At 69.2% G+C, this 20,831-nt stretch carries 20 protein-coding genes and 1 pseudogene; 15 read left to right on the top strand and 6 right to left on the bottom strand.

Translation table 11 applies throughout. The features are described from left to right. Positions 1-2: 2 nt before the first annotated feature. Positions 3-761: an SDR family NAD(P)-dependent oxidoreductase gene (locus tag ACFWXC_RS28655; RefSeq protein WP_384483170.1), complete on the bottom strand. Its 759-nt coding sequence runs from the start codon at positions 759-761 to the stop codon at positions 3-5. Between the two features lie 40 nt (positions 762-801). Next, complete coding sequence (gene rocD / locus ACFWXC_RS28650) at positions 802-2,037, bottom strand: ornithine--oxo-acid transaminase (protein WP_384483169.1); 1,236 nt, start codon at positions 2,035-2,037, stop codon at positions 802-804. A 528-nt stretch (positions 2,038-2,565) separates the two neighbouring features. Here rocD and ACFWXC_RS28645 point away from each other — a divergent pair. The 5 genes from ACFWXC_RS28645 to ACFWXC_RS28625 are packed head-to-tail and all read left to right on the top strand — an operon-like array spanning position 2,566 to position 5,441. Continuing rightward, entirely contained in the window at positions 2,566-3,441 is an 876-nt protein-coding gene (locus ACFWXC_RS28645) for a diiron oxygenase (protein WP_384483168.1), read from the top strand. Between the two features lie 11 nt (positions 3,442-3,452). Beyond that, on the top strand, positions 3,453-4,277 hold the full coding sequence (locus ACFWXC_RS28640) for an aminoacyl--tRNA ligase-related protein (RefSeq protein ID WP_384483167.1): 825 nt from the start codon (positions 3,453-3,455) through the stop codon (positions 4,275-4,277). A 12-nt stretch (positions 4,278-4,289) separates the two neighbouring features. Continuing rightward, on the top strand, positions 4,290-4,520 hold the full coding sequence (locus tag ACFWXC_RS28635; RefSeq protein WP_384483166.1) for an acyl carrier protein: 231 nt from the start codon (positions 4,290-4,292) through the stop codon (positions 4,518-4,520). A 35-nt stretch (positions 4,521-4,555) separates the two neighbouring features. Then, positions 4,556-4,729 carry a hypothetical protein gene (locus tag ACFWXC_RS28630; protein ID WP_384483165.1) on the top strand — a complete coding sequence of 58 codons (174 nt, stop codon included), beginning with the start codon at positions 4,556-4,558 and terminating at the stop codon, positions 4,727-4,729. Beyond that, entirely contained in the window at positions 4,722-5,441 is a 720-nt protein-coding gene (locus ACFWXC_RS28625; protein ID WP_384483164.1) for a 4'-phosphopantetheinyl transferase family protein, read from the top strand. Before ACFWXC_RS28630 ends, ACFWXC_RS28625 begins: the two co-directional genes overlap by 8 nt. Positions 5,442-5,568: 127 nt before the next feature. Here ACFWXC_RS28625 and ACFWXC_RS28620 read toward each other — a convergent pair whose 3' ends face one another. Then, positions 5,569-6,384 carry an SAM-dependent methyltransferase gene (locus ACFWXC_RS28620; RefSeq protein WP_384483163.1) on the bottom strand — a complete coding sequence of 272 codons (816 nt, stop codon included), beginning with the start codon at positions 6,382-6,384 and terminating at the stop codon, positions 5,569-5,571. A gap of 378 nt (positions 6,385-6,762) precedes the next feature. Here ACFWXC_RS28620 and ACFWXC_RS28615 point away from each other — a divergent pair, with 378 nt between their 5' ends. The 10 genes from ACFWXC_RS28615 to ACFWXC_RS28570 all read left to right on the top strand — a co-directional run bounded on the left by ACFWXC_RS28615 (position 6,763) and on the right by ACFWXC_RS28570 (position 17,532). Next, entirely contained in the window at positions 6,763-7,701 is a 939-nt protein-coding gene (locus ACFWXC_RS28615) for an alpha/beta hydrolase (RefSeq protein WP_384483162.1), read from the top strand. Between the two features lie 40 nt (positions 7,702-7,741). Continuing rightward, complete coding sequence (locus tag ACFWXC_RS28610; RefSeq protein ID WP_384483161.1) at positions 7,742-8,809, top strand: NAD(P)/FAD-dependent oxidoreductase; 1,068 nt, start codon at positions 7,742-7,744, stop codon at positions 8,807-8,809. 71 nt (positions 8,810-8,880) lie between these two features. Beyond that, positions 8,881-9,177 (top strand): 2Fe-2S iron-sulfur cluster-binding protein, encoded by a 297-nt coding sequence (locus ACFWXC_RS28605; protein WP_384483160.1) that lies wholly within the window; start codon positions 8,881-8,883, stop codon positions 9,175-9,177. A 126-nt stretch (positions 9,178-9,303) separates the two neighbouring features. Beyond that, positions 9,304-10,527, top strand: a complete 1,224-nt coding sequence (locus tag ACFWXC_RS28600) for a fatty acid desaturase (protein WP_384483176.1) — start codon at positions 9,304-9,306, stop codon at positions 10,525-10,527. Positions 10,528-10,594: 67 nt separating this feature from the next. Beyond that, entirely contained in the window at positions 10,595-11,059 is a 465-nt protein-coding gene (locus ACFWXC_RS28595; RefSeq protein ID WP_384483159.1) for a cobalamin-dependent protein, read from the top strand. A 26-nt stretch (positions 11,060-11,085) separates the two neighbouring features. Further along, positions 11,086-12,546, top strand: coding sequence for a methylaspartate mutase (locus ACFWXC_RS28590; protein WP_384483158.1), 1,461 nt, complete (start codon positions 11,086-11,088; stop codon positions 12,544-12,546). Positions 12,547-12,550: 4 nt separating this feature from the next. Next, positions 12,551-13,513, top strand: a complete 963-nt coding sequence (locus ACFWXC_RS28585; RefSeq protein WP_384483157.1) for a quinone oxidoreductase family protein — start codon at positions 12,551-12,553, stop codon at positions 13,511-13,513. A 36-nt stretch (positions 13,514-13,549) separates the two neighbouring features. Further along, the gene (locus ACFWXC_RS28580; RefSeq protein WP_384483156.1) at positions 13,550-14,524 is read left to right on the top strand and encodes a DMT family transporter; all 975 of its coding nucleotides are present in this window, start codon (positions 13,550-13,552) and stop codon (positions 14,522-14,524) included. Further along, on the top strand, positions 14,521-16,077 hold the full coding sequence (locus ACFWXC_RS28575) for a pyridoxal phosphate-dependent decarboxylase family protein (RefSeq protein ID WP_384483155.1): 1,557 nt from the start codon (positions 14,521-14,523) through the stop codon (positions 16,075-16,077). The genes ACFWXC_RS28580 and ACFWXC_RS28575 overlap by 4 nt, the downstream gene beginning before the upstream one ends. 336 nt (positions 16,078-16,413) lie before the next feature. Next, the gene (locus ACFWXC_RS28570; protein ID WP_384483154.1) at positions 16,414-17,532 is read left to right on the top strand and encodes an FAD-dependent oxidoreductase; all 1,119 of its coding nucleotides are present in this window, start codon (positions 16,414-16,416) and stop codon (positions 17,530-17,532) included. 31 nt (positions 17,533-17,563) lie between these two features. On the opposite strand, the pseudogene ACFWXC_RS28565 reads toward ACFWXC_RS28570, so the two are convergent. The 3 genes and pseudogenes from ACFWXC_RS28565 to ACFWXC_RS28555 all read right to left on the bottom strand — a co-directional run. Beyond that, positions 17,564-17,789: pseudogene (locus ACFWXC_RS28565) on the bottom strand (IS630 family transposase); the annotation flags it as partial. Between the two features lie 304 nt (positions 17,790-18,093). Continuing rightward, positions 18,094-19,419 (bottom strand): PLP-dependent aminotransferase family protein, encoded by a 1,326-nt coding sequence (locus tag ACFWXC_RS28560; protein ID WP_384483153.1) that lies wholly within the window; start codon positions 19,417-19,419, stop codon positions 18,094-18,096. A 26-nt stretch (positions 19,420-19,445) separates the two neighbouring features. Beyond that, entirely contained in the window at positions 19,446-20,732 is a 1,287-nt protein-coding gene (locus ACFWXC_RS28555) for an acetyl-CoA carboxylase biotin carboxylase subunit family protein (RefSeq protein WP_384483152.1), read from the bottom strand. Positions 20,733-20,831 lie beyond the last annotated feature (99 nt).

Here is a 20,831-nt window from a genome sequence, read left to right as displayed (position 1 = left end):
GCCTACGCCTGACCCGGGGGCCGCAGTCGCAGGCCGTGCATGCCGTTGTCCACGGCGAGCACCGTGCCCACCGAAGCGCCCGACGACGGGCTTGCCAAGTAGGCGATCGCGCCCGCCACCTCGCCGGCCGTCACCAGCCGGCCCGTGGGCTGGAACGCGTCGAGCGCGGCCCGGGCTGCCACCGGATCCGCCGCCCGCTCCAGCGACCTGCCGATCCATGGGGTGTCCGCAGAGCCGGGGGCCACGCAGTTGACCCGGATGCCCTCGCGGACGTGGTCCGCCGCCATGGCCAGCGTCAGCGCGTACACCGCCCCCTTGCTGGCCGAATACAGCGTCCGCTGCTCCACCCCGGCCCACGCCACGATCGAGCAGGTGTTGACGATCGACGCGGCGGGTGAGCGCCGCAGGTGCGGTATCGCGTGCCGGGCGACCCTGACCATCCCGACCACGTTGACGTCCAGTACCCGCAACCACTCGTCGTCACCGTTCACGGTGACGTCTCCGACGGCGCCGATCCCGGCGTTGTTCACCACGACGTCCAGCCTGCCGAACCGCTCGACCACGGCGTCGACGGCGCTTTTGACCTGGACGTCGTCGGTGACGTCGACCTGGACGCCCATGATGCCGTCCGGGAGCCCCTCCGGCTTCAGGTCGAGAGCGGCGACCCGGGCTCCCCTGCTGCTGAGCAGTTCCGCCGTGGCCAGACCGATTCCCGACGCCCCGCCGGTGACGATCGCGACCAGTCCTGCGAAGTCACTCATGAATTCCCTCCAGTCCAGTCGATGGTCCAGTCGAACGGCGTCAGCCTGCGAGCACGTCGGCCGAGGGACGGGTCCGGGCCAGCACGTCGGCGATCATGTCGACGCCGAGGTCGATCTCCTCGCGTGTGACGACCAGCGGGGGCGCCACCCGGAGGTGCCCCTTGGCCTCCTTGCACAGCAGGCCGCGCTCGGCCAGCGCCTCGGTCACCCGACGCCCGGCCACACTCTCTTCGCTGAGCTGCACACCGGCCCACAGACCACGCCCACGCACCTCGGACACGCCGTCCAGTTCGCTGAGACGGAAGTGCAGGTACGCGCCGAGTTCGCGGGAGCGCTCCTGGAACTCCCCGGTGGCCAGCAGCCGCACCGTCGCGCGGCCGACCGCACACGCCAGCGGGTTGCCGCCGAAGGTCGAGCCGTGGTCGCCGGGCGTGAGCACGCCCAGGACGTCGGCGCGGCCGATCACCGCGGACACCGGCAGGAGTCCGCCGCTCAGGCTCTTGCCCAGGGTGTACATGTCCGCACGGACACCTTCGTGGTCCAGCGCCAGGGTCGTGCCGGCCCGGGCCAGTCCGCACTGGACCTCGTCGGCGACGAACAACGTGTTGCTGTCGTCGCACAGTTCACGGACCTCGGCGAGGTATCCCTTCGGCGGAACGACCACGCCGGCCTCGCCCTGGATCGGTTCCAGCAGGACCGCCGCCGTGTTCTCGGTGATCGCCGCACGCAGCGCCTCGATGTCGCCGAACGGCACCACCTTGAAGCCGGGTGTGAACGGGCCGAAGCCGGCCTGGTGGTTCGGGTGCGTGGAGAACGAGACGATGGTCGTGGTCCGGCCGTGGAAGTTGGCGTCCGCGACGATGATCTCGGCGGCTCCGTCCGGCACGCCCTTGACCTGGTAGGCCCACTTCCTGGCGATCTTCACCGCCGTGTCGACGGCCTCGCCGCCGGAGTTGGAGGGCAGGACCATCTCGGTGCCCGTCAGCTCGGCCAGTTCACGGCAGAACGGCGCGTACTGGTCGTTGTGGAACGCCCGGGTGCTCAGCGTCAGCCGGGCGAGCTGTGCCTGCGCCGCGGCGATGAGATCGGGGTGCTGGTGACCGAAGTTGAGCGCGGAGTACCCCCCGTGGAAGTCAAGATAGCGCCGGCCTTCCAGATCGTTCACCCAGGCGCCTTCCCCATGGGTGAGCACCACGGGGAACGGCACGGAGTCGTGAGCCCCCCAGCGCGCGGCAAGGTCCATGTGGTCCTGAGAGGAGAGAACGTCCACAGTCATGGCGATGCTCCTTTTGCAGGCTCCCTGTCGGGGCCGTTGTCGTAGAATTGGTCCCGCTCGATATGCCGCAGCCTTTGCTCGTCGGCGGCAATCCGTGCCGGATCGTCGGACATCGAGGGCACAGGGGGCAGGCCCCTTCTCCGGCAGCACGGCCTCGACCAGCCGGCAGGTGCAGGACTCCACCGCCCGCCCATAGGGAAACTACGAACTCACCCGCACCCCACGCGTCCGCGACAAGCGCACTCCCGAGGACGCTCCGGGTTGATTTTCCCCCGAGCGACTACACACTCCGATTACTCGGGGCGAATTCGCGGTGTCCGCCGGGCCGGCAGGCCGCGCAGGGCACGATCCGACGCCCGTCGCCGTAACCGAGACGCTGATCCGCAGGAGGGAAAAGTCAGCGCAACGTGTCCCCGCGAATGAAATTGTCGCGGACGCACATGGTGTCGGCGCGGCCGTACGGTCCTTCTCGGCGCGGCAGACCGGTCGTGTCGGCCGGTGAATCAATGGTCCTATTACGGAGGTCACGTGTCCGCGGTGTCGACGATTGAATGGACGGACGAATTCGCCCGGGCTGTACGCAAACTCATAGACGTCTCGGTCGACGACTACTACAACCCGTACCGTACCTTCGAGTGGCCCGAATCGATCACGCCAGACAGCCTGTGGATGAGCCGTGAGCTGCTGTCCGTCCACGGCACCGCCGCAGAACGGGAGCTGAGTCCCGAACAGCTCGTGGAACTCTCGCGCTGGGAAAGCGTCAACCTCTACAGCCTGATCGCTCACGGCATCAGGGAGCTGCTCATCGAGGTGATGCGCCGCATCCACACGCCCGGCTACGAGATCCCCACGCCGTACTTCCATCACTTCATCGGCGAAGAGAACGAACACATGTGGTTCTTCGCCGAATTCTGCCTGCGCTACGCCGGCCGCATCTACCCGGACCGGCGGATGGTGTTCCCGACAGACGAGCGGGCGCCGGAGATGAACAACTTCATCGTCTTCAGCCAGATCCTCATCTTCGAGCAGATCGGCGACTACTTCAACGCCAAGATGGCGGCCGACGCGGGACTCCCGGAAACGGTGCGAGCGGTCAACCGAATTCACCACCGCGACGAGTCCCGGCACATCGCCTTCGGCGGCAAGCTCGTGCGGGCGCTCTTCGAGGAGGTGCGCAGGACGCACTCTGCCGACGAAATCGAAGAGGTCGGCCACTACCTGCGCGGCTACATCGATCTGATCATCCAGATGCTGTACAGCCGCGACGCCTATCAGGATGCCGGTATCGCCAATCCCGCACGGTTCCGCGCCTCCGTCATGGCCGATCCGGCGAGGCCTCCGATCACTGCTCGCATCACCGAACGAACCAACAACTTCTACCGACGCATCGGCCTGTTCCACTGACGGGAGATCTCATGCCGACGTTTGTCGCACCTGGAATCGCGGTCCTCGAATCCGAGGAGGCCGCCCTGTTCGATGCTCTTGAGACCCGCTTCCAGGACATCGCTCTCGCTCTGGGAGCCCGGCCGGTGGCCGGCCCCGCGTTGCTCCCCGAGGAGGACCTGGCACGCCTCGACTTCTTCCGCAACTTCCCCCACCTCGGGCTGCCCGTGGCCACGCTCACGGACCAGGCTCGTGAGGAACTGGCGCGTGGGGAGGCCGCGACTCCGTCCCCCGAGCACCCCCTCGTCTCGACCGGCTGCTACCTGCCCACGGCGACCTGCTACGGCCTGCTGGTGTCGCGGCAGGAGCGCGTCATCGAGACCCCTGAGGTCATCACGTCGATCGGTCGCTGCTTCAGGAACGAGGAGCACTACGACGGCCTGCGCCGGCTCCGCGCCTTCCATATGCGCGAAGCCCTCTACATCGGCAGCCAGGAGGGTGTGGTGGACCATCTGAGCCGGTCGACCGAGCTCGTGCTGGGCCTGGCCGACCAGCTCGGAATCAAGATAGGCAAGGAGCCCGCGACCGATCCGTTCTACCTCGGTGACGGACCGCGGTCGCTCCTCAACCAACTGGATCCGGTGAAGTTCGAGTTCGTGTCGGACGACGGGACCGCCATAGCGTCGGTCAACCGGCACCGCAACTTCTTCGGTGAGCGTCTGAACATCTCCTTCGGAGATGAATCCGCCTACAGCGGGTGCCTGGCGTTCGGTGTGGAGCGCTGGGTCCATGCGCTCCTGCAGGTGCACGGCGACCCTCGGCGGGCGCTCGTCGCAGTCAACGAATCGGCAGCTTAGGAAGGTGTGACCATGGAGGAAATCATCAACTGGATCCGGTCCAAGAACCCGGATCTGGACGGAGAGATCGCCGGGGACACCGATCTCATCGAATCCCGGCTCATCGCGTCGGTCTCGTTCCTGGAGTTCATCGCTCTCCTGGAGGAGCTCACCGGAAAGCCGGTCGACGTCAGCTCGTTGAGTGTGGCCGACTTCCGCACCATCGACCGGATCAAGGAGAACTTCCTCGCACCGGTGGCCTGACCCGCCGGCCTGAAGGAGGGGAACGGAGGAGCGTCGTGAAGGTGGTGCCCGACATGCCGGCCGGTGCGCTCCTCGGCGGTACCTCGCTGTGGCGGCCCAGCGGGCTGCCCGAGCGGGAGCAGGAAGAGAACGGCGGGATCGCCGGGTGCGGCGCCAGTCCCGGACCCGGCGATCCGGACCGCACGACGGAGCAGAGCGTCCGTGGCTGAGGTCTGGTACATCGGCGTCGACCAGGTGCCCGAGTCGCTCGCCGTACTCCTGGACGGGCGCGACCGCGCCCGCCGCCGGCGGATCCTGCGCGAGGCGGACCGCCGGCGCGCTCTCGCCGCGTGGGTGCTGACGCGACTCGTCCTCGGCGAGAAGCTGGGCCGGGATCCGGCAGCCCTGAGCTTCGACCGGACCTGCACCCACTGCGGTGACCCGGACCATGGGAAACCGGTCGTGGAGACCACTGGCCCGGGTCCGGACTTCTCGCTCTCCCACGCCGGAGGGCTCGCCGTGGTGGCCGTCTCCTCGGACCGGACCGTCGGCCTCGACATCGAGGACGCCACGGCCGGGGTACAGCCACTGGCTCCGGCGCTGACGGAGCGGGAACGCGCGACCTGCTTGGACTACGCCGGCTTCGCACGGCTGTGGACGCGCAAGGAAGCCGTGCTCAAGGCCGCCGGCAAGGGACTTGAGATCCACCCGGCGCGCATCGAGGTTCTCGGTACGACGCTGCGTGCGCTGCCCGAGGAACTCGGCCGCCCGGAGGACTACACGCTCCGGGACGTCCCGCTGCCCGCCCCGTACGTGGGGTCGCTCGCGGCGCTCGGGCCCGAACCCTCGCTGTCCGTTCGCAACGGCGCGGAACTGGTCGGGGATGCCGCTGCCGCGCAGGTGTTCCCGTCGCCGCTCCCGCACAGCCGAATCCACGCGTAGCCGGCCGTCGGTGAACCCGGCCATCGCGTGGTTCCACGAAAGCACCGCGGGCCGCAGGGGAGAGTCCCTGCGGCCCGCGGCCGTATGCGTATGCGTGTGCGTGTGCGTGTGCGTGAAGGATCCGGACTCAGATCTTGCGGGCGACTCCGCCGTAAAGGGCAGATTTCGAAAGCGACCCGGACGTGTCCTCGGTGGGATGCCATTGAGATGCCGGCACCACGCCGGGCGCGACCAATTCGAAGTCGCCGAAGAAGCCGGCGACCTGTTCCCGGGTTCGGGGATGCATGTCCTCGAAGGCGCGCTTCAGCGTCTCCTCGTCGTTGCGATCCCCCCAGGGAATATCGCCCGCGATGTGGGAGACGACGAGATAGCTGCCCCGGGGCAGCGCTTCACGCAGAGCTGCGGTAATCCGGGCCGGATCCGCGCTCTCGGGCACAAAATGCAGGACCGCGGCCAGCACACAGGCCACCGGACGGCCGGAACGGATCAGGTCCTGGACGGCCGGCCGGGCCAGCAGTTCCTCGGGGTTCTGGATGTCGCCCAGTACGAATTCCGCCCCTTTCTGGTCCGCGATGAGATCGCGCGTGCGCTGCCCGACCGCGGGATCGACGTCGCAGTAGACGACGGAGCCCGAAGGGGACTTCGACAAGGCGATCTCGTGCGTATTCGGCGACACGGGGAAGCCGGAGCCGATATCGATGAACTGGTCGACGCCCTGCTCGGCCAGCCAACGCACCGCCCGTGCCAGGAAGGCGCGGTTGGCCTGCATCGTCGTCAGCAGGTCAGGTGCCTGCAGACCGATCCAGGCACCGGCCGCCCGATCGGCTTCAAAGCCGTTCTCGCCGCCTATGAAGTAGTCGTAGACACGTGCAGGGTGCGCATCCGGGGCTTCCTGAAGGTCGCTGCCTCCGGCCGGCCGTGAAGTCGCGTTTTCGGTGGTCATGATGCGGCGTACTTCCCCTCGATTCCGTGTGTCCGCTCACTCGGTTCATCGCTCGACACAGCTGCGGTAATAATGCGGTCACCCCTCACCGTCGTATGAAACTTCGGATCGCTGTCGAGGAAAGAGTGGCACGAACGGGGGGCACACCGAGGTAAGCGAGACGCTTAACCACAGGAAAGAGAGTCAGCGCAATGCGCCCCGGGAATGAACTTGTCGCGGACGCGCGTAGTGCCGGCGCGATCGTACCGTTCATCTCGGTGCGGCGGACCTCGATACGACGGCGTCGACACCTCATCGGTCGATGAGCTTCCAGTAACACACGAGGGTTCACATGGAAGCAATTGTCACCGTTGATAGCGAAGAACTGGAGGAGTTTGAATGCCACTTCATCCAATCGTCGAGGGTATCAGGAACTATCGCCTCGCCACCGGGTTCACCCCCCTCTACACGATGTCGGTGGAAGAGGCCCGGGAAGCGGATGCCGCAACGGAAGCCTCGGTCTGGGACTGGATCGAACAGCCCAAAGAGATATTCGATCTGGACATCACCGGTCCGGCCGGCCCGCTGACGCTCAGGGTGTACCGCCCGCAGGACGAGAGCGACGGCCCGCTTCCCGTACTGGTCTACTTCTTCGGCGGCGGTTTCGTCGTCGGCTCCCTGGACACGTCCGAGGCGTTCTGCCGTGCGCTGTCCAGCATGGCTTCCTGTGTGGTCGTGTCCGTGAGCTACCGGCTGGCGCCCGAGCACCCGTTCCCGGCAGCCATCGACGACTGCTACGCCGCCGTGAAATGGGTGGCGGAGAACGGGGCTCAGATCGGTGCCGACGGTGAACGCATCGCCGTCGCGGGGGACAGCAACGGCGGCACCCTGGCCGCGGCGGTCTCCCTGATGGCCAGGGACCACGACGGACCGCGGATCAGCGCCCAGGTGCTGGTCTATCCGGCGATGCGCTACGGCGCGGAGACGGACTCCATGCGCGAGAACAAGGACCCGATGTTCTTCAACGCCATCTCGGTCCCGTGGTTCTGGAACCTCTACCTCGCCGATCCCGCCGACGGTGACTCCCCTTACGCCTCACCGCTCAACGCAACCGACCACAGCGGACTTCCCGCGGCCCTCATGATCACGGCCGAGTTCTGTCCCCTGCGTGACGAGGGGAAGGCCTACGCGGAGGCACTCGCGCTCGCGAACGTGCCGGTGGAGCACCACCAGTACGCGGACCTGCCGCACGGTTTCCTGTCCATGGCGGCCGTGCTCGACACGGCCAGGGAGGCGCTGGACATGCTCGTCGGTTTCCTGCGCCGGCAGCTGAGTTGAGCCGCGCCCGCACGGCGCGTCGAGAAGAACGGAGGAACTCGTGAACGCAGCGGTGGCCGGTGGCGACCACTCCCCGCGCGAGGCGACGGTGGACATCGCCATCGTCGGTGCCGGCCCCGCCGGGCTGTACGGCGCGTACTACGCCGGATTCCGCGGCCTTTCGGCGGCCGTCATCGACGGGCTCGACGAACCGGGCGGCCAGGTAGCGGCGATGTACCCGGAGAAGCTTCTCTACGACGTCGCCGCCCACCCCGCCGTCAAGGGCCGGCACCTGATCGACAACCTGCTGCGGCAAGCCGCGCCGTTCGACACCACCCACCTCTTCGGGCGCACCGCCGTCAGCCTCACCCGGCGCGGTGGCGGCTGGACACTCGGCGCCGACGACGGCACCCAGGTACACGCGGGTGCCGTCGTGATCGCGGCCGGCATCGGCCGGTTCGTCCCGCGCAAGCTGCCCTGCTCCGTCGCGTACGAAGGGCGGGGAGTCGCCTACCACGTGCCGCGCCTGGAGGCGCACGCCGGACGTGACGTGGTGGTCGTCGGTGGCGGGGACAGCGCCGTGGACTGGGCCCTGGCCCTCGCTCCGGTGGCCAGGAGTGTGACCCTGGTCCACCGCAGGGGTGCGTTCCGTGCCCACGAGTACAGCGTCCGGCAGCTGTACGACGCCCCCGTCCGCGTCCTCACCGACGCCCAGGTGGTCGCCTGCCACGGCACGGACCGGCTCGAACAGGTCGAGATCCGCGCCGGAGAGGACTCCCTGCTCCTGCCGGCCCAGTCGCTGGTGGCCGCGCTCGGCTTCTCGGCGGGACTCGGCCCCGTCGCGGAGTGGGGGCTGGAGCTGGAACACCGCAAGATCCGGGTCGACCAGGCCATGCGCACCAACCTGCCCCACGTCTACGCCGTCGGCGACGGCTGCACCTATCCGGGCCGGGTGCCGCTCATCTCGGTCGGCTTCGGCGAGGCGGGCACCGCGGTCAACCACGCCGCGGTCTCCCTGCGGCCCGGCACCCGGCTCGCCCCCGAGCATTCGTCGGACACCCGCCCCGAGGGCGACCTGCCGATCACCGCCGTCCCCACCCGGCCCGTGTCCGTGGAGGTGCCCGCATAGAGGACCGCACACCCATCCCGCGATGTCCGACACCCGCCCGATTCGACTTGCCCAGAGGGGACTTGCGCAGCATGCCGCTCAACCGACTCACCCTGATGCCCGAAGGCGTCGGCATAGATCTGCCGCAGGGATCGCCGCTGACAGGCATCGAGAACAAGACGTCCGAGCCATTGATCCCGTTCGGCTGCCGCTCAGGAGCCTGCGGGGCCTGCGTCGTCGAGGTCCTGGCCGGATCCGACGCGCTCGGGGAGACCGACCCCGACGAGGCGGACTTCCTCGAAGACCTGGGCTGGACGGAGGGAAACTACCGCCTCGCCTGCCAGTGCAGCCTGTGGGACTCGGCGACCATTCGCGTCGTGGCGAGCTGATCCGTCCTGCTGCCCGACTCGCCGGCGGCCGACGGTGGTCGACCGTCGGCACCTGACCGACGGCCTGGACGGAGCGCCCCGCACCAGGCCGACCCCACTCACGCCCCAGAGGAGCATCTGTTGTCCGTGATCGACCCGGAACCCCTCACCGCCCACCGCAGCGTGGCCGTGGCACAGGATCCCCGGCAGAGCATGGCCGTCCTCCCGGACTTCCTTCAGTACTCACTGACGATCTTCACAGGCAAGGCCCTTCCCCAGCAGAGGTCCCTCGGCTGGACCCCCACACTCCACCTGGTGACCGCAACGGCGTCGCTGGTCGCAGGCGTTGTGATCAGCGCTCTCGGCTGGGTGCTCAGCGGCGCCTTCCTGCTGCTTCTGCTGCCCGGCTGGGCGATGACCCTGCACGGCATGCGCAATCTGCGGATGATGGTGTACCACCAGTGCTCGCACCGGAACATGTACCGCAACCGCAAGCTGGACCGGGCCATCGGCCACGCGATATCGAGCGTGCTCGTCATCCAGAACTTCGAGCGCTACAGCCGTGAGCACGTCGCCGACCACCATGCGACCAAGCACATGACGTTGCAGGACCCCACCGTCCAGGCCTTCCTCGTCAGCCTTGACATGCACCCAACCATGACGCGTCGCCAGATGTGGCGCAGGCTCCTCGGCAAACTGGTCTCGCCGCGCTTCCACACCGCGTTCGCCGTCTCCCGTGTGCGGTCCTTCTCGAAGGACTCGGCGGGCCCGGAGAAGGCCCTGGCGCTCGCGCTGTACGGCACGGCAGCCGCGGCCGCCACGCTCACCGGCACCTGGCCGGCGCTGCTGGCCGTCTGGCTCGTTCCGCTCGTTCCGCTGTTCCAGATCAGCAACACCCTGCGCCTGTGCGTCAAGCACACCTTCCCCGAGCGAGGCCGGGAAGACCGGCACAGCAGGGCGTACTTCGCTTCCCTCAGCAACGCGATCTTCATCGGGGACCGGACCCCCGCGCCGGAGCTCTCCGCCGGGCGGCGCGCCCTCGCCTGGAGCCGCTGGACCCTGAGGATGCTGTTCGTGCACGCCCCGACCCGCTACCTCGTACTGACCGGCGACACGGTGGTGCACGACTACCACCATCGCCATCCGCGCAGCACGGACTGGTCGAACTACATCTTCGCGCGGCAACAGGACGCCGCGGAGGCGGAGGCGGCCGGAGATCTCAACAGGCCGCCCTACCAGGAGGTATGGGGGCTCGTGCCCGCCATCAGCCACGTCTTCGACTCGCTGGCCGCGGCCGACGCGGACGAGTTCGACGTGCACCGGCTGAAGTCCGTCAGCAAGCGCGAACTCTTCGCCGCCTTCGATGACTGAGCCCGTCACCCGAGGTGCCGGCACGCGGCCTCCTTCCCCTGCCCTCCCTCCCCTTCAGGAACTGCCGATGCGGACAACATCCCAGCACCGTGAACCAGCTCCACGAACGGTCATCCTCGGAGTCGCCGCCAGCGACAGCCACGCGGTGGCCAACCACCTCATCGCCTACTCACTGCGCGGCCTCGGCTTCGACATCGTCAACCTGGGAACCTGCACGCCGGTCGAGGAGTTCGCCGCGGCGTGCGAGCAGCACCCGGATGCCGAAGCCGTCCTCATCGGCAGCCTCAACGGCCATGTCCACGAGGACCTGCGCGGGCTCGACCAGGCCAAGCAGTCCGGCCGGATCACCTGTCCCGTCATCGTCGGCGGCAACCTGTCGGTCGGCAGCCACAAGGACGACTCCGCGCTGGACCGCCTCTACGCCGCGGGCGTCGACCACATCCTGTCCGACCCGGCGGAACTGCCCCGCCTCCTCGACGAACTGCGGGCGGCACGCAGCTGGAGCGCCGCCTCCGAGCTGGCGGCATCATGAGTCTGACCTCACTGCCGTCACGCGGTGTGGGACCGCATACCGCCCGCCGGCCTGCCGGACCGGACACGGAACCGGGAGCACTGCCGACGCCCGCCCAGTGCGCCGCGTACATCGCCGAACTCGGCAAGCCCACCGCGGCCGAGGTACTCGACCGGTGCCGGACGCGAGGGCGGGTGGCGATCCAGCCCCGGTGCGGAGTCGGCGGCCACGAGGAGATGAAGGCTCTTCTCACCACCCTGGAGGCCGAGGCCGCACCCGACATCCTCACGCTCACCATCGACTCGCACACCCGCCTCAAGCGGTTCGAGGAAGCACTGCGCACCCTCAACCGGCGCCCCACCGACCTGAACGGCTACCCCCTCGTGGCCCACGGCTGGCGCCGCGGCAGGGAGATCAACGAACTCCTCGCCGCGCCCCTGGAGATCCGGCACGGCTCGCCGGACGCGCGGACCCTCTTCGACGTGTCCGCGGCCTCCGGCATCACCTCCTTCGAGGGCGGCGGGATCTCCTACAACCTGCCCTACTCGAAGGCCGTGCCACTGGCCGAGTCGCTGGCCGCCTGGCACGACGTCGACCGGCGCTGCGGGGAGCTCGCGGAGCACGGCGTGGTGATCGACCGGGAGCTGTTCGGTACCCTCACCGCCGTGCTCGTGCCGCCCTCCATCAGCCTTGCCATCAGTGTCCTCGAAGCGGTACTCGCCGCCCGGGCGGGCGTGCGCTGCATCTCCGTCGCCTACCCGCAGGGGGGTCACCTCGCGCAGGACGTCGCGGCCCTGCGCAGCATCCCGGTACTGGCGGAGCGCTACCTCCCCGCCGACGTCACCGTCCACGCGGTGCTGCACGAGTTCATGGGTGTCTTCCCGCGCGAGCGCGGCAACGCCGAGGACCTGATCCTGTACGGGGCGCTGGTCGCGCGGCTCGGCGGCGCCTCCAAACTGATCACCAAGACCCACCAGGAGGCGTACGGCATCCCGGACACGACGGCGAACGTGGAGGGCCTGCGCCTGGCCGACCGTGCCAATTCGGTCCTCCTCGACTTCATCACCGTCGACCAGGACCAGGTCGCCCGGGAACAGGAGTGGATCCTCGCCGAGGTCGCCGATCTCGTCGACCCTCTCCTGGACCGCGCCGATCTGACGGACGCGATCGTCGAGGCTTTCGCGCAGGGCCTCCTCGACATCCCCTTCAGCGCCAGCCGGTACGCCGGCTCCGCTCTGATCCCCAGGCGGGACGGCACGGGAGCCATCCGCTACCGGTCGGCCGGCAAGCTGCCGTTCTCCGCGAGCAACCTGCGACGCAACGAGGAACTCCTGCAAGCCGTGGACGGCCCGGAACCGGGATTCGACGCCCTGATGCAAGGGCTGACCGACGACATCAACCACTTCCGGCACGTGTTCCGGGAAGAGGAACCGGCCGCCGCGGCGCGCTCGGCCTCCCCCGCCTCCCCGTCCCTTCCCGCCCCTTCGCCCAGCGAACCGAGGAACTGATCCGATGCGAGCTCTGCACGTCACCGAGCCCGGTGGCCCCACCGCCCTCATCTCCGCCGAACTTCCCGAACCCACGCCCCAGCCCGGCCAGGTCGTCGTCCGCAATGCGGCGATCGGCCTCAACTTCATCGACGTCTACTACCGCAACGGCACCTACCCCGCGCCCTACCCGCTCGTCCCCGGCCAGGAGGCGGCCGGTGTCGTCACCGCCCTGGGCGACGGCGTCGAGTCCGTCGCCCTCGGCGACCGCGTCGCCTACGCGACCCAGCTCGGCGCCTATGCCGAGTACACGGCCGTACCGGCGGCCAAACTGGTGCCCGTGCCCGAGCAGGTGTCGCTGCACGACGCGGCGGCGGTGCTGCTCCAGGGGCTCGCCGCGCACTACCTCAGCCACACCACCCATCCCGTGGCGCCCGGCGAAACCGTCGTCGTCCTCGCGGCGGCCGGAGGCCTCGGCCAACTCCTGGTGAACATGGCCGCGCACCGCGGTGCGACGGTCGTGGCCGTCGCCTCCAGCGAACAGAAGCGCAAGACCGCACTCGCCGCCGGCGCCCACCACGCCCTGCCCTACGAGGAGTTCGACCAGGCGGTGCGCGCACTCACGGACGGCCAGGGCGCGCACGTCGTCTACGACTCGGTCGGCGCGGCCACCTTCGGGACCAGCGTCAAGGCACTGCGCCGCCGCGGCACCCTCGCCGTCTGCGGCCTGTCCAGCGGCCCCGTTCCGCCCTTCGACGTGGAACTGCTCCGCACCTCCGGATCGCTCTACCTCACCCGCCCCACCCTCGCCGACCACGTACCGGACGCGCCGTCACTGCGTGCCGCGGCCGCCGAGCTCTTCGCCTACGTCGCCCAGGGCGTCGTACGGCCCACGGTGCACGCGCAGCTGCCCCTGGACGACGCGGCACGGGCGCACCAACTGCTCGAAGGCCGCGCCACCACCGGCAAGATCCTTCTCACTCCGTGAGCCGGGCGACGACACGACAGGAGGCCGGCGCAAGCCATGAGCGCTGACACCCATACGAGCACCGCGCCCCGGACCTCGGCGAGCGCATGGAAGACGACCGCCGGGCGCACCGGGTCCGGCGCGTTCCCGGCTCCTGTGCTCATGCTCATCGGGATGGTGAGCACGCAATTCGGCGCGGCCTTCGCCAAGCAGCTTTTCGGAACGGCCGGCCCCGCGACGATGACGGTGATGCGGCTCGGCTTCGCGGCCGTCGTACTGCTGCTGTGGTGGCGGCCCTCGTTACGCCTGGACCGCCGCACAGCGGGCAACGTCGCCGCTCTCGGAGTCGCCATCGCCGGCATGAACTTCTGCTTCTACCAGGCCATGGCCCGGATGCCGGTCGGTGTGGCCCTGACGGTGGGCATGGCAGGACCGCTCGCCGTGGCCGCACTGTCCTCGCGCCGGGCCAGGGACCGGCTGTGGATCGTGCTCGCGGCGGGCGGTATCGCGCTGCTCGGCTGGCAGGGCGGTACGGCCCGTCTCACCGGGCTTCTGATCGCCCTCGCCTGCGCGGTCTTCTGGGGGGCGTACGTGCCGCTGTCGGAGAAGGTGGGTGCGGTGCTGCCCGGCGGTGGCGGACTGGCGCTCGCCATGGCGTTCGGCGCGGTGTGCTCACTGCCCGCGGGACTGGCCGAGGGCGGCGGCGCGCTGGCCCGGCCCGAGGTGCTGGCCTTCGGGTTCGGCGTCGCGATGCTGTCCTCCCTCGTCCCCTACACCTGCGAGATGGAGACACTGCGCCGAGTGTCCGCGCTGGTCTTCGGGGTGCTCCTGAGCCTGGAACCCGCCATCGGCGCGCTGATCGCGCTGCTCGTGCTGCACGAAACGCTCTCCCTGACCCAGGCGTTGGGCCTGGTCGCCGTCGTGACGGCGTCAATGGGCGTCATCCGCAGTACGCGACCGGCCCGCGAACGGCCGTCCGCCGCTCTCACCGACTCCGGCCCCACCCTCATCCAAGGAACCGAAGAGAAATGATCGACACCGGCAGCAAGGCGGCGCTGGCAGGCAGCCCGGAGGGCCTGGAACAGCTCAGAGCCCTCCTCGACACGGCTCTCGGCGCCCTCGGCGACGCCGCACACCGGCGTGGTGGCCCGGTCCCTCCTGGCGGGCCGCCGGCGGCGGTGGCCGCGGTCCGCGAGGCGATGGGCGAGGGGAAGTTCCTCACCGACGAGCCCAGCGCCCAGCGGGTGACGAACCTCTTCGAGGCGTACGCGACCTGGGCGGTCGACCTGACGCACCCGTCGGCTCTGGCCCGCATGCAGTGCGCGCCCACGGCCGTGGCCGCCGCCGCCGAGCTGGTGGCAGGCGTACTCAACCAGTCGCTGCACGCCTGGGAGAGCGGTCCTTTCGCGCTCGAACTGGAGCGGCAGCTGATCAGGGAGATGGCCTCCTGGGCAGGCTTCGGTGACGAGGCGTCGGGCACCCTGACCCCCGGCGGCAGCATCTCCAACCTGATGGGGTTGCTCCTCGGCAGGGACAGTGTCCTGAAGGACACCGGCGTGACGGGCCCTCGGCCGGACGGCGTGTCCGCAGCCGGGCTCACGGGACGGCAGATCCGCCCGCGCGTCCTCTGCTCGGCGGCCGCGCACTTCTCCATCGCGCGCGCCGCGGGGTTCCTCGGCCTCGGCCGGGACGCCGTGCTGACCGTGCCGGTCGACGGACGAGGTCGCATGCTCGCCGGCGAGGCGGCACGGATACTCGCCGGCCTCGGCCCCGACGAGATACCGGTGGCGCTGGTCGCGACGGCCGGTACCACCGACCACGGCTCGTTCGACCCGCTGCCCGAACTCGCGGCCCTCGCCGCCGAGTACAGGATGTGGCTGCACGTCGACGCGGCCTACGGCATCGGCGCGCTGTTCTCGCCGACGCTGGCCCCGCTCCTCGACGGACTGGCCGAGGCCGACTCGATCGCCTTCGACCTGCACAAGTTCGGCTGGACCCCGGCCTCTTCGAGCGTGTTGCTGGTGCGCGACCGGCGGCACATGGACTGCCTCGACCAGCAGGCCGTCTACCTGAACCCGTCCGACGACGAGACCTTCGGTTTCACCTCCCTGCTCGGCACGTCACTGCAGACCACCCGGCGTTCCGATGCCTTCAAGATGGCCGCTTCGCTGCTGGCGGTCGGTCGCGAAGGCATGGGCACCTGGGTGGACACCTGCCACGAACTGGCGCACCACGCGGCGGCACGGATCGCCGCCACCGACGGCCTGGACCTGGTGGCCGAGCCGATCCTCAGCACGGTGATCTTCCGCTGCCGGGCTTCGGACACCACCCCGGTGGCGGACGAGAACGCCTGGAACGCGGCGGTGCGCAGGAAGCTCATGACGCAGGGCCGGGCGCTGCTCGCCCGCACGAAGATCACCGGCCCGGACGGCACCCCACAGGTCCACCTGAAGCTGGTCTTCCTCAACCCGACGACAGCCAGGGAGGAGATCGACGCACTGATCACCGACATCGCGGCCGCAGCCCGTGAACTGGCACAGGAGGAACCGGCGTCCGCCCGGACGACTCCTTTCGAACACGTCTAGTGCTCTGACCGGGAAGGTTCGCCGGGGGGCCGTTCCGGCGGCTGGGGGTGTGGGGGCTGAGCCTGTTGCGGGCCGGTGAAGTATCGCTCGCAGCGCCGAACAGTTCACCCTCGCGACATGCCTGGACGGCCCCGGGCCCGACCAGGCGTCCGGGCAGCGCCCGGAACGCCGGCCCGTACCCGTCGCCTGCGTCGAGCAGTTCGTGGTGTCGGTGTGCTGTCGGTTGCCGGTGACGTGTGGCGGTGTGCTGTCGGTGCTTTGTCGGCGGGGTCTGGAACGTTTCGGACAGGTCCTGCCGGGCGTCATCCGGCAGGCGTGAACACGCGAGGAATCACTATGCGCACTCACGTCACGATCATCGGTGCCGGGCTCGGCGGTCTCATGCTCGCCCGTGTCCTGCACGTCCATGGAATCCCGTCGACGGTCTACGAGGCGGAGTCCTCCGCGACGGCGCGCACGCAGGGCGGGTTGCTCGACATCCGCGACTACAACGGACAACCGGCCCTGCAGGCGGCCGGCCTGATGGACGAGTTCCGCGGCATCGTCCTGCAGGGACGTCAGGCGATGCGGGTCCTGGACCAGGACGGGAAGATCCTGCTCGACCTGCCGGACGACGGTACGGGCGGCAGTCCCGAGGTGCTGCGCGGCGAGCTGCGGCGGATGCTGCTCGACTCGCTCCCCGCAGGCACCGTCCGGTGGGGGCACAAGGTCAGCGGTGTCCGTTCCCTCGGCGACGGCCGCCAGGAGGTGGCCTTCGCCGACGGCACCACCGTCGTCACGGGCCTGCTGGTCGGCGCTGACGGCGCCTGGTCGAGGGTCCGGCGGTTGCTGTCCGACGCGACGCCCGAGTACATCGGCATCTCGTTCGTCGAGACCTACCTGTTCGACGGCGACACCCGGCACCCGACCAGCGCGAAGACCCTCGGCGCCGGAGCGACGATGGCGCTCGAGCCGGGAAAGGGGATCATGGCTCACCGGGAGCGTGACGGGAACTTCCACTCCTGGGTGATGCTCTCCAAGCCGCAGGACTGGTTCGCAGGCATCGACTTCACCGATCCCGCCGCGGCCACCGCGCGGATCGTGCGGGAGTTCGACGGCTGGGCGCCGGAGCTCACCGCGCTGATCACCGACGGCGAGACCCCTCCGGTCCTGCGCACTCTCCACACCCTGCCCATCGACCACCGGTGGGAGCGGACACCGGGGGTGACCCTGCTCGGTGACGCCGCGCACCTCACGGGCCCGAACGGCGAAGGCGCCAACCTGGCCATGTACGACGGCGCCGAACTCGGCAAGGCCATCGCCGCTCACCCTGACGACATAGAGACCGCGCTCACCGAGTACGAGCAGGCGATGTTCCCCCGCAGTGCCGCCTCCGCCGCCGGGCAACCCGATCTCCACGAGGTCCTGGGCGACGACACACCCCACAGCCTGATCAACAAGTTCGCCGGGAGCTGAGCGTTCTGTCCGCCTTGGTTCGCCGGGTTGTTCAGGCGACTGCAGCGGTGAGGAGGCGTCCGCCCCAGCGGACGCCCTTCTCGCCGCGGACGCGGGAGCGTTCCCTGCGCTCGGCGGCCAGGAGGTCGCGGTGGCGTGCGTTGGCGTTGCGCCACCGCAGGTAGGCGGGCCTCGATCGAGTTGGCCCACGAGGCGTAGGTCGGGGTGAAGCACCGTTCGACCTTGTTCTTCTTTGCCCATTGAGGGATGTCGGCACCGGGTACCGGATCTCCGCCGAGCTGCGGGCCCGGGCCGGCGCGCAGGACCTGAACACCTGGGACATCGACCTCGACGCCACCTGCGGGAACAGCCGCCAGGTGGCGTCGTCGCGGAGCCGGACGGGCACGAGCCTGGCCGTCGGGCGGTGCCAGAAACCCCTGTCGGTCGTGATCCCGGCTCACTGCCGGACCTGCCACCGCGGCCGAACCCGTCGGCCGCCGCGCGGGGAAAACCCGGAAGCCTCGCAGGTCGAAGATCTGCGAGGCTTCCGATCCAGGTGGGACGCCGGCGGAACTCGCGGCATCAGGACGTACGGTCGCGGACGAGGGCGGCGAGCCGCGCGAGACCCTCCTCGATCCGTGCGGGGGTGAGCACGCTGAAGGAGAGGCGGATCTGGTGCGTACCACCGCCCTCGGGATAGAAGTAGCGCATCGGGGTCCACAGCACCCCGAACCGGCTTGCCGAGTACTCGAGCATCGCGGCGTCGGCTTCGAAGGGCAGCGAGACGACCGCGAACATGCCGCCGCCCGGGACGTTCCAGGTCGTCCGGGGAAGCGAGCCGTCGTCCGGGGCGGGGAAGTACCTGTCCAGGCCGGCCAGGACCGCGGCGAGGTTGCGACGGTAGACCTCTGTCTCGCGCTCGGTGGCCCTGGTCATGCTGCAGTTGTTCGCCAGCAGCTTCCCGCCGATCACCGCCTGGGAGATGGTCGACGTGTTCAGCGTCAGCATGCTCTTGAGCTTGGCGAGCTGGTCCGCGAGCAGCGGGCCGTCACCGGGACCGAGGCCCGAGACCGGTTGGTCGGCAACCAGATAGCCCACGCGGGCGCCGGGGAAGGCCGTCTTGGCGAAGGAGCCCGCGTAGACGACGCGTTGGGCGGTGTCCAGTGACTTGAGCGAGGGCAGGCGCCGGCCGTCGGCGTTGAACAGGGAGTACGGGTTGTCCTCGATGACGAGGACGTCCTCCCGCTCCGCGACGTCGAGGAGCCGCCGGCGATCGGCGAGGCTCATGCTGAGTCCACTGGGGTTGGCGAAGTCCGGCACCACGTAGCAGGCGCGCGGGCGCAGTCCCCGCTGCCGGGCTCGGCCTATCTGTCTCACCAGGTCGTCGACGTCGATGCCCCCGGTCCCCTCCGCGACGGGGAGGACCGGCATGTCCATCAGGCGCGCCGCCCCGAGGAAACCCACGTAGGTCGGTGCCGGGGCCAGGATCACGTCCTTGCTGCCCGTACGCAGGGCGCGCAGCAACAGGACCATCGCCTCCTGGCAACCGGTGGTCACCACGACGGACTCGGGGACGGCGGTCACCCCTTCGTCGACGGCCAGGTGCCGCACCAGGAGGTCCGTCAGCAGCCCCTTGGTGTGTCCGTACTGGAAAAGCGCCGTCCGTACCTGGTCGGGGTCGAGGCCGCGCTCCACTTCGAGATACTTGCGGAATCGCTCCAGGTAGTCGTGAATCTGCAGCGGATCGTAGAACTCCTCGTAGGGCCGCCCGGCCGCGAAGGACACGGCCTCCGGGAATCGCCCCGCGATCTCGTTGAGGAGCGTCATGGAACTCAGCACGGGATCGGACAAGGAGCCGTGCAGATCTCCCAGGTGGAGCGTGGCACCACTGGCGCTGCCTGTGATCATGAATACACCTTTCCGTGTGGTGCGGGTCAGCTGTGCGGGATCCTCCGGGGAGCTGTTTCGACGGCGTACGCGGCGGCCAGCCGCCGTATGTCCCGCTCGACTTCCGCGGTGCTCGCTCCGGACAACGCGAACTTGCCGGCGCTGGGGAAGACGGTGATGTCGTCGTTGATCGTCTGGCCGATGTCGGGGATGTCGGACAGCACCACGGAGTCCGGGCACGTGTCGAGACCCCGGATCTGCTTGACCACGCAGGGCTCGCTCCCCGGCAGTGCGGAGTAGAGCCAGCCGGAGGCGCCGACGTCCTCGTGGTCCAGGATGCTGGTGAGGGCACCGACCTCGGACGGCAGTCCCATGCAGGCGAGGACGGACTCGCGGACCAGGTCCACGCCGTAGACCGCGCGGAGGGAGTCGCTGATGTAGGCGCCGCCGAAGCGGTTGCCGACCTCGAGGAAGACCAGCTCGTCGTCGGGGGTGAGGAACACCTCCAGATGGAAGGTGCTGGTGTGAAGCCTCAGCGATTTCAGCACGAGTGCGGTGAAATCGGTGATCCGTGCCAGCGTCGAGGCGTCGTCGAACGTGACGGCCGAAAGATGCCGCTCGCCGTTCTGGAAGTTGAGGCAGTCGCCGATGTACCGGGAGGCGCTGATGAAACGGATCTCGCCGTCCCGTACCACTCCGTCGACATGGCACACGTCGCCCTCGATGAACTCCTCGACCTCGTGATCGTCGGGGATGCCGTGGGCCCGGGCATGAGCGAGGAACTCCGTTCCGTCGCGGAAGACCAGGATGCCGAAGCTGCCGGCCTGCCGTTGCGGCTTGAGAACGATCCGGCCCGGCACAGCGTCCGCGATCTTCTCGAGGTCGGCGTACGGAGTGGCCGCGTCCACCGCCCAGAACGCGGGGACGCGTATGCCGCCGCTCCGCATGACCTCCTTCATGCGGACCTTGTCGCGGCAGAGCAGCGCCGTCTCGGTGTCGACTCCCTGTACACCGAAGTGGTCGCGCAACCGCGCCGCGGGCAGCGTGACGTGTTCGTACATGGCGACGACGGCGGTCGGCGGGCCGAGTTCCACGGCGAACTCGTCGACCAGGCGGATCATCTGGTCAAGGGCCCGGTCGTAGTCCTCGAAGTCCAGCGTGTGCGGCACGTCGAGAACGCCGATGCGGGCGAACCGCCGCCGCGCGGCGTGTGACATGCGCTCGGCGACATGCCGGTGCACCAGCAGGGACACCTGATGCTCGCCGAACTCGATCGAGTCGATGTGGTGTTCGGCGAAGCCGAGATGGACTACATGACTGCTCGTGGTGTCCACGGCAGTTGCCTCCTTCGGGGTCCAAGTGTCACGAGTGGGAGATGATCAGGTCGGTGTGCCGGCGCCCGTTCCCCGCGGGCACGGAGCCCCCGTCGTGGG

Source organism: Streptomyces sp. NPDC058683, assembly GCF_042716195.1.
In the GTDB taxonomy this organism is placed as follows: domain Bacteria; phylum Actinomycetota; class Actinomycetes; order Streptomycetales; family Streptomycetaceae; genus Streptomyces.
The sequence above is the reverse complement of the archived record's forward strand: the minus strand, read 5'-3'. Positions and strand labels throughout refer to the sequence as shown.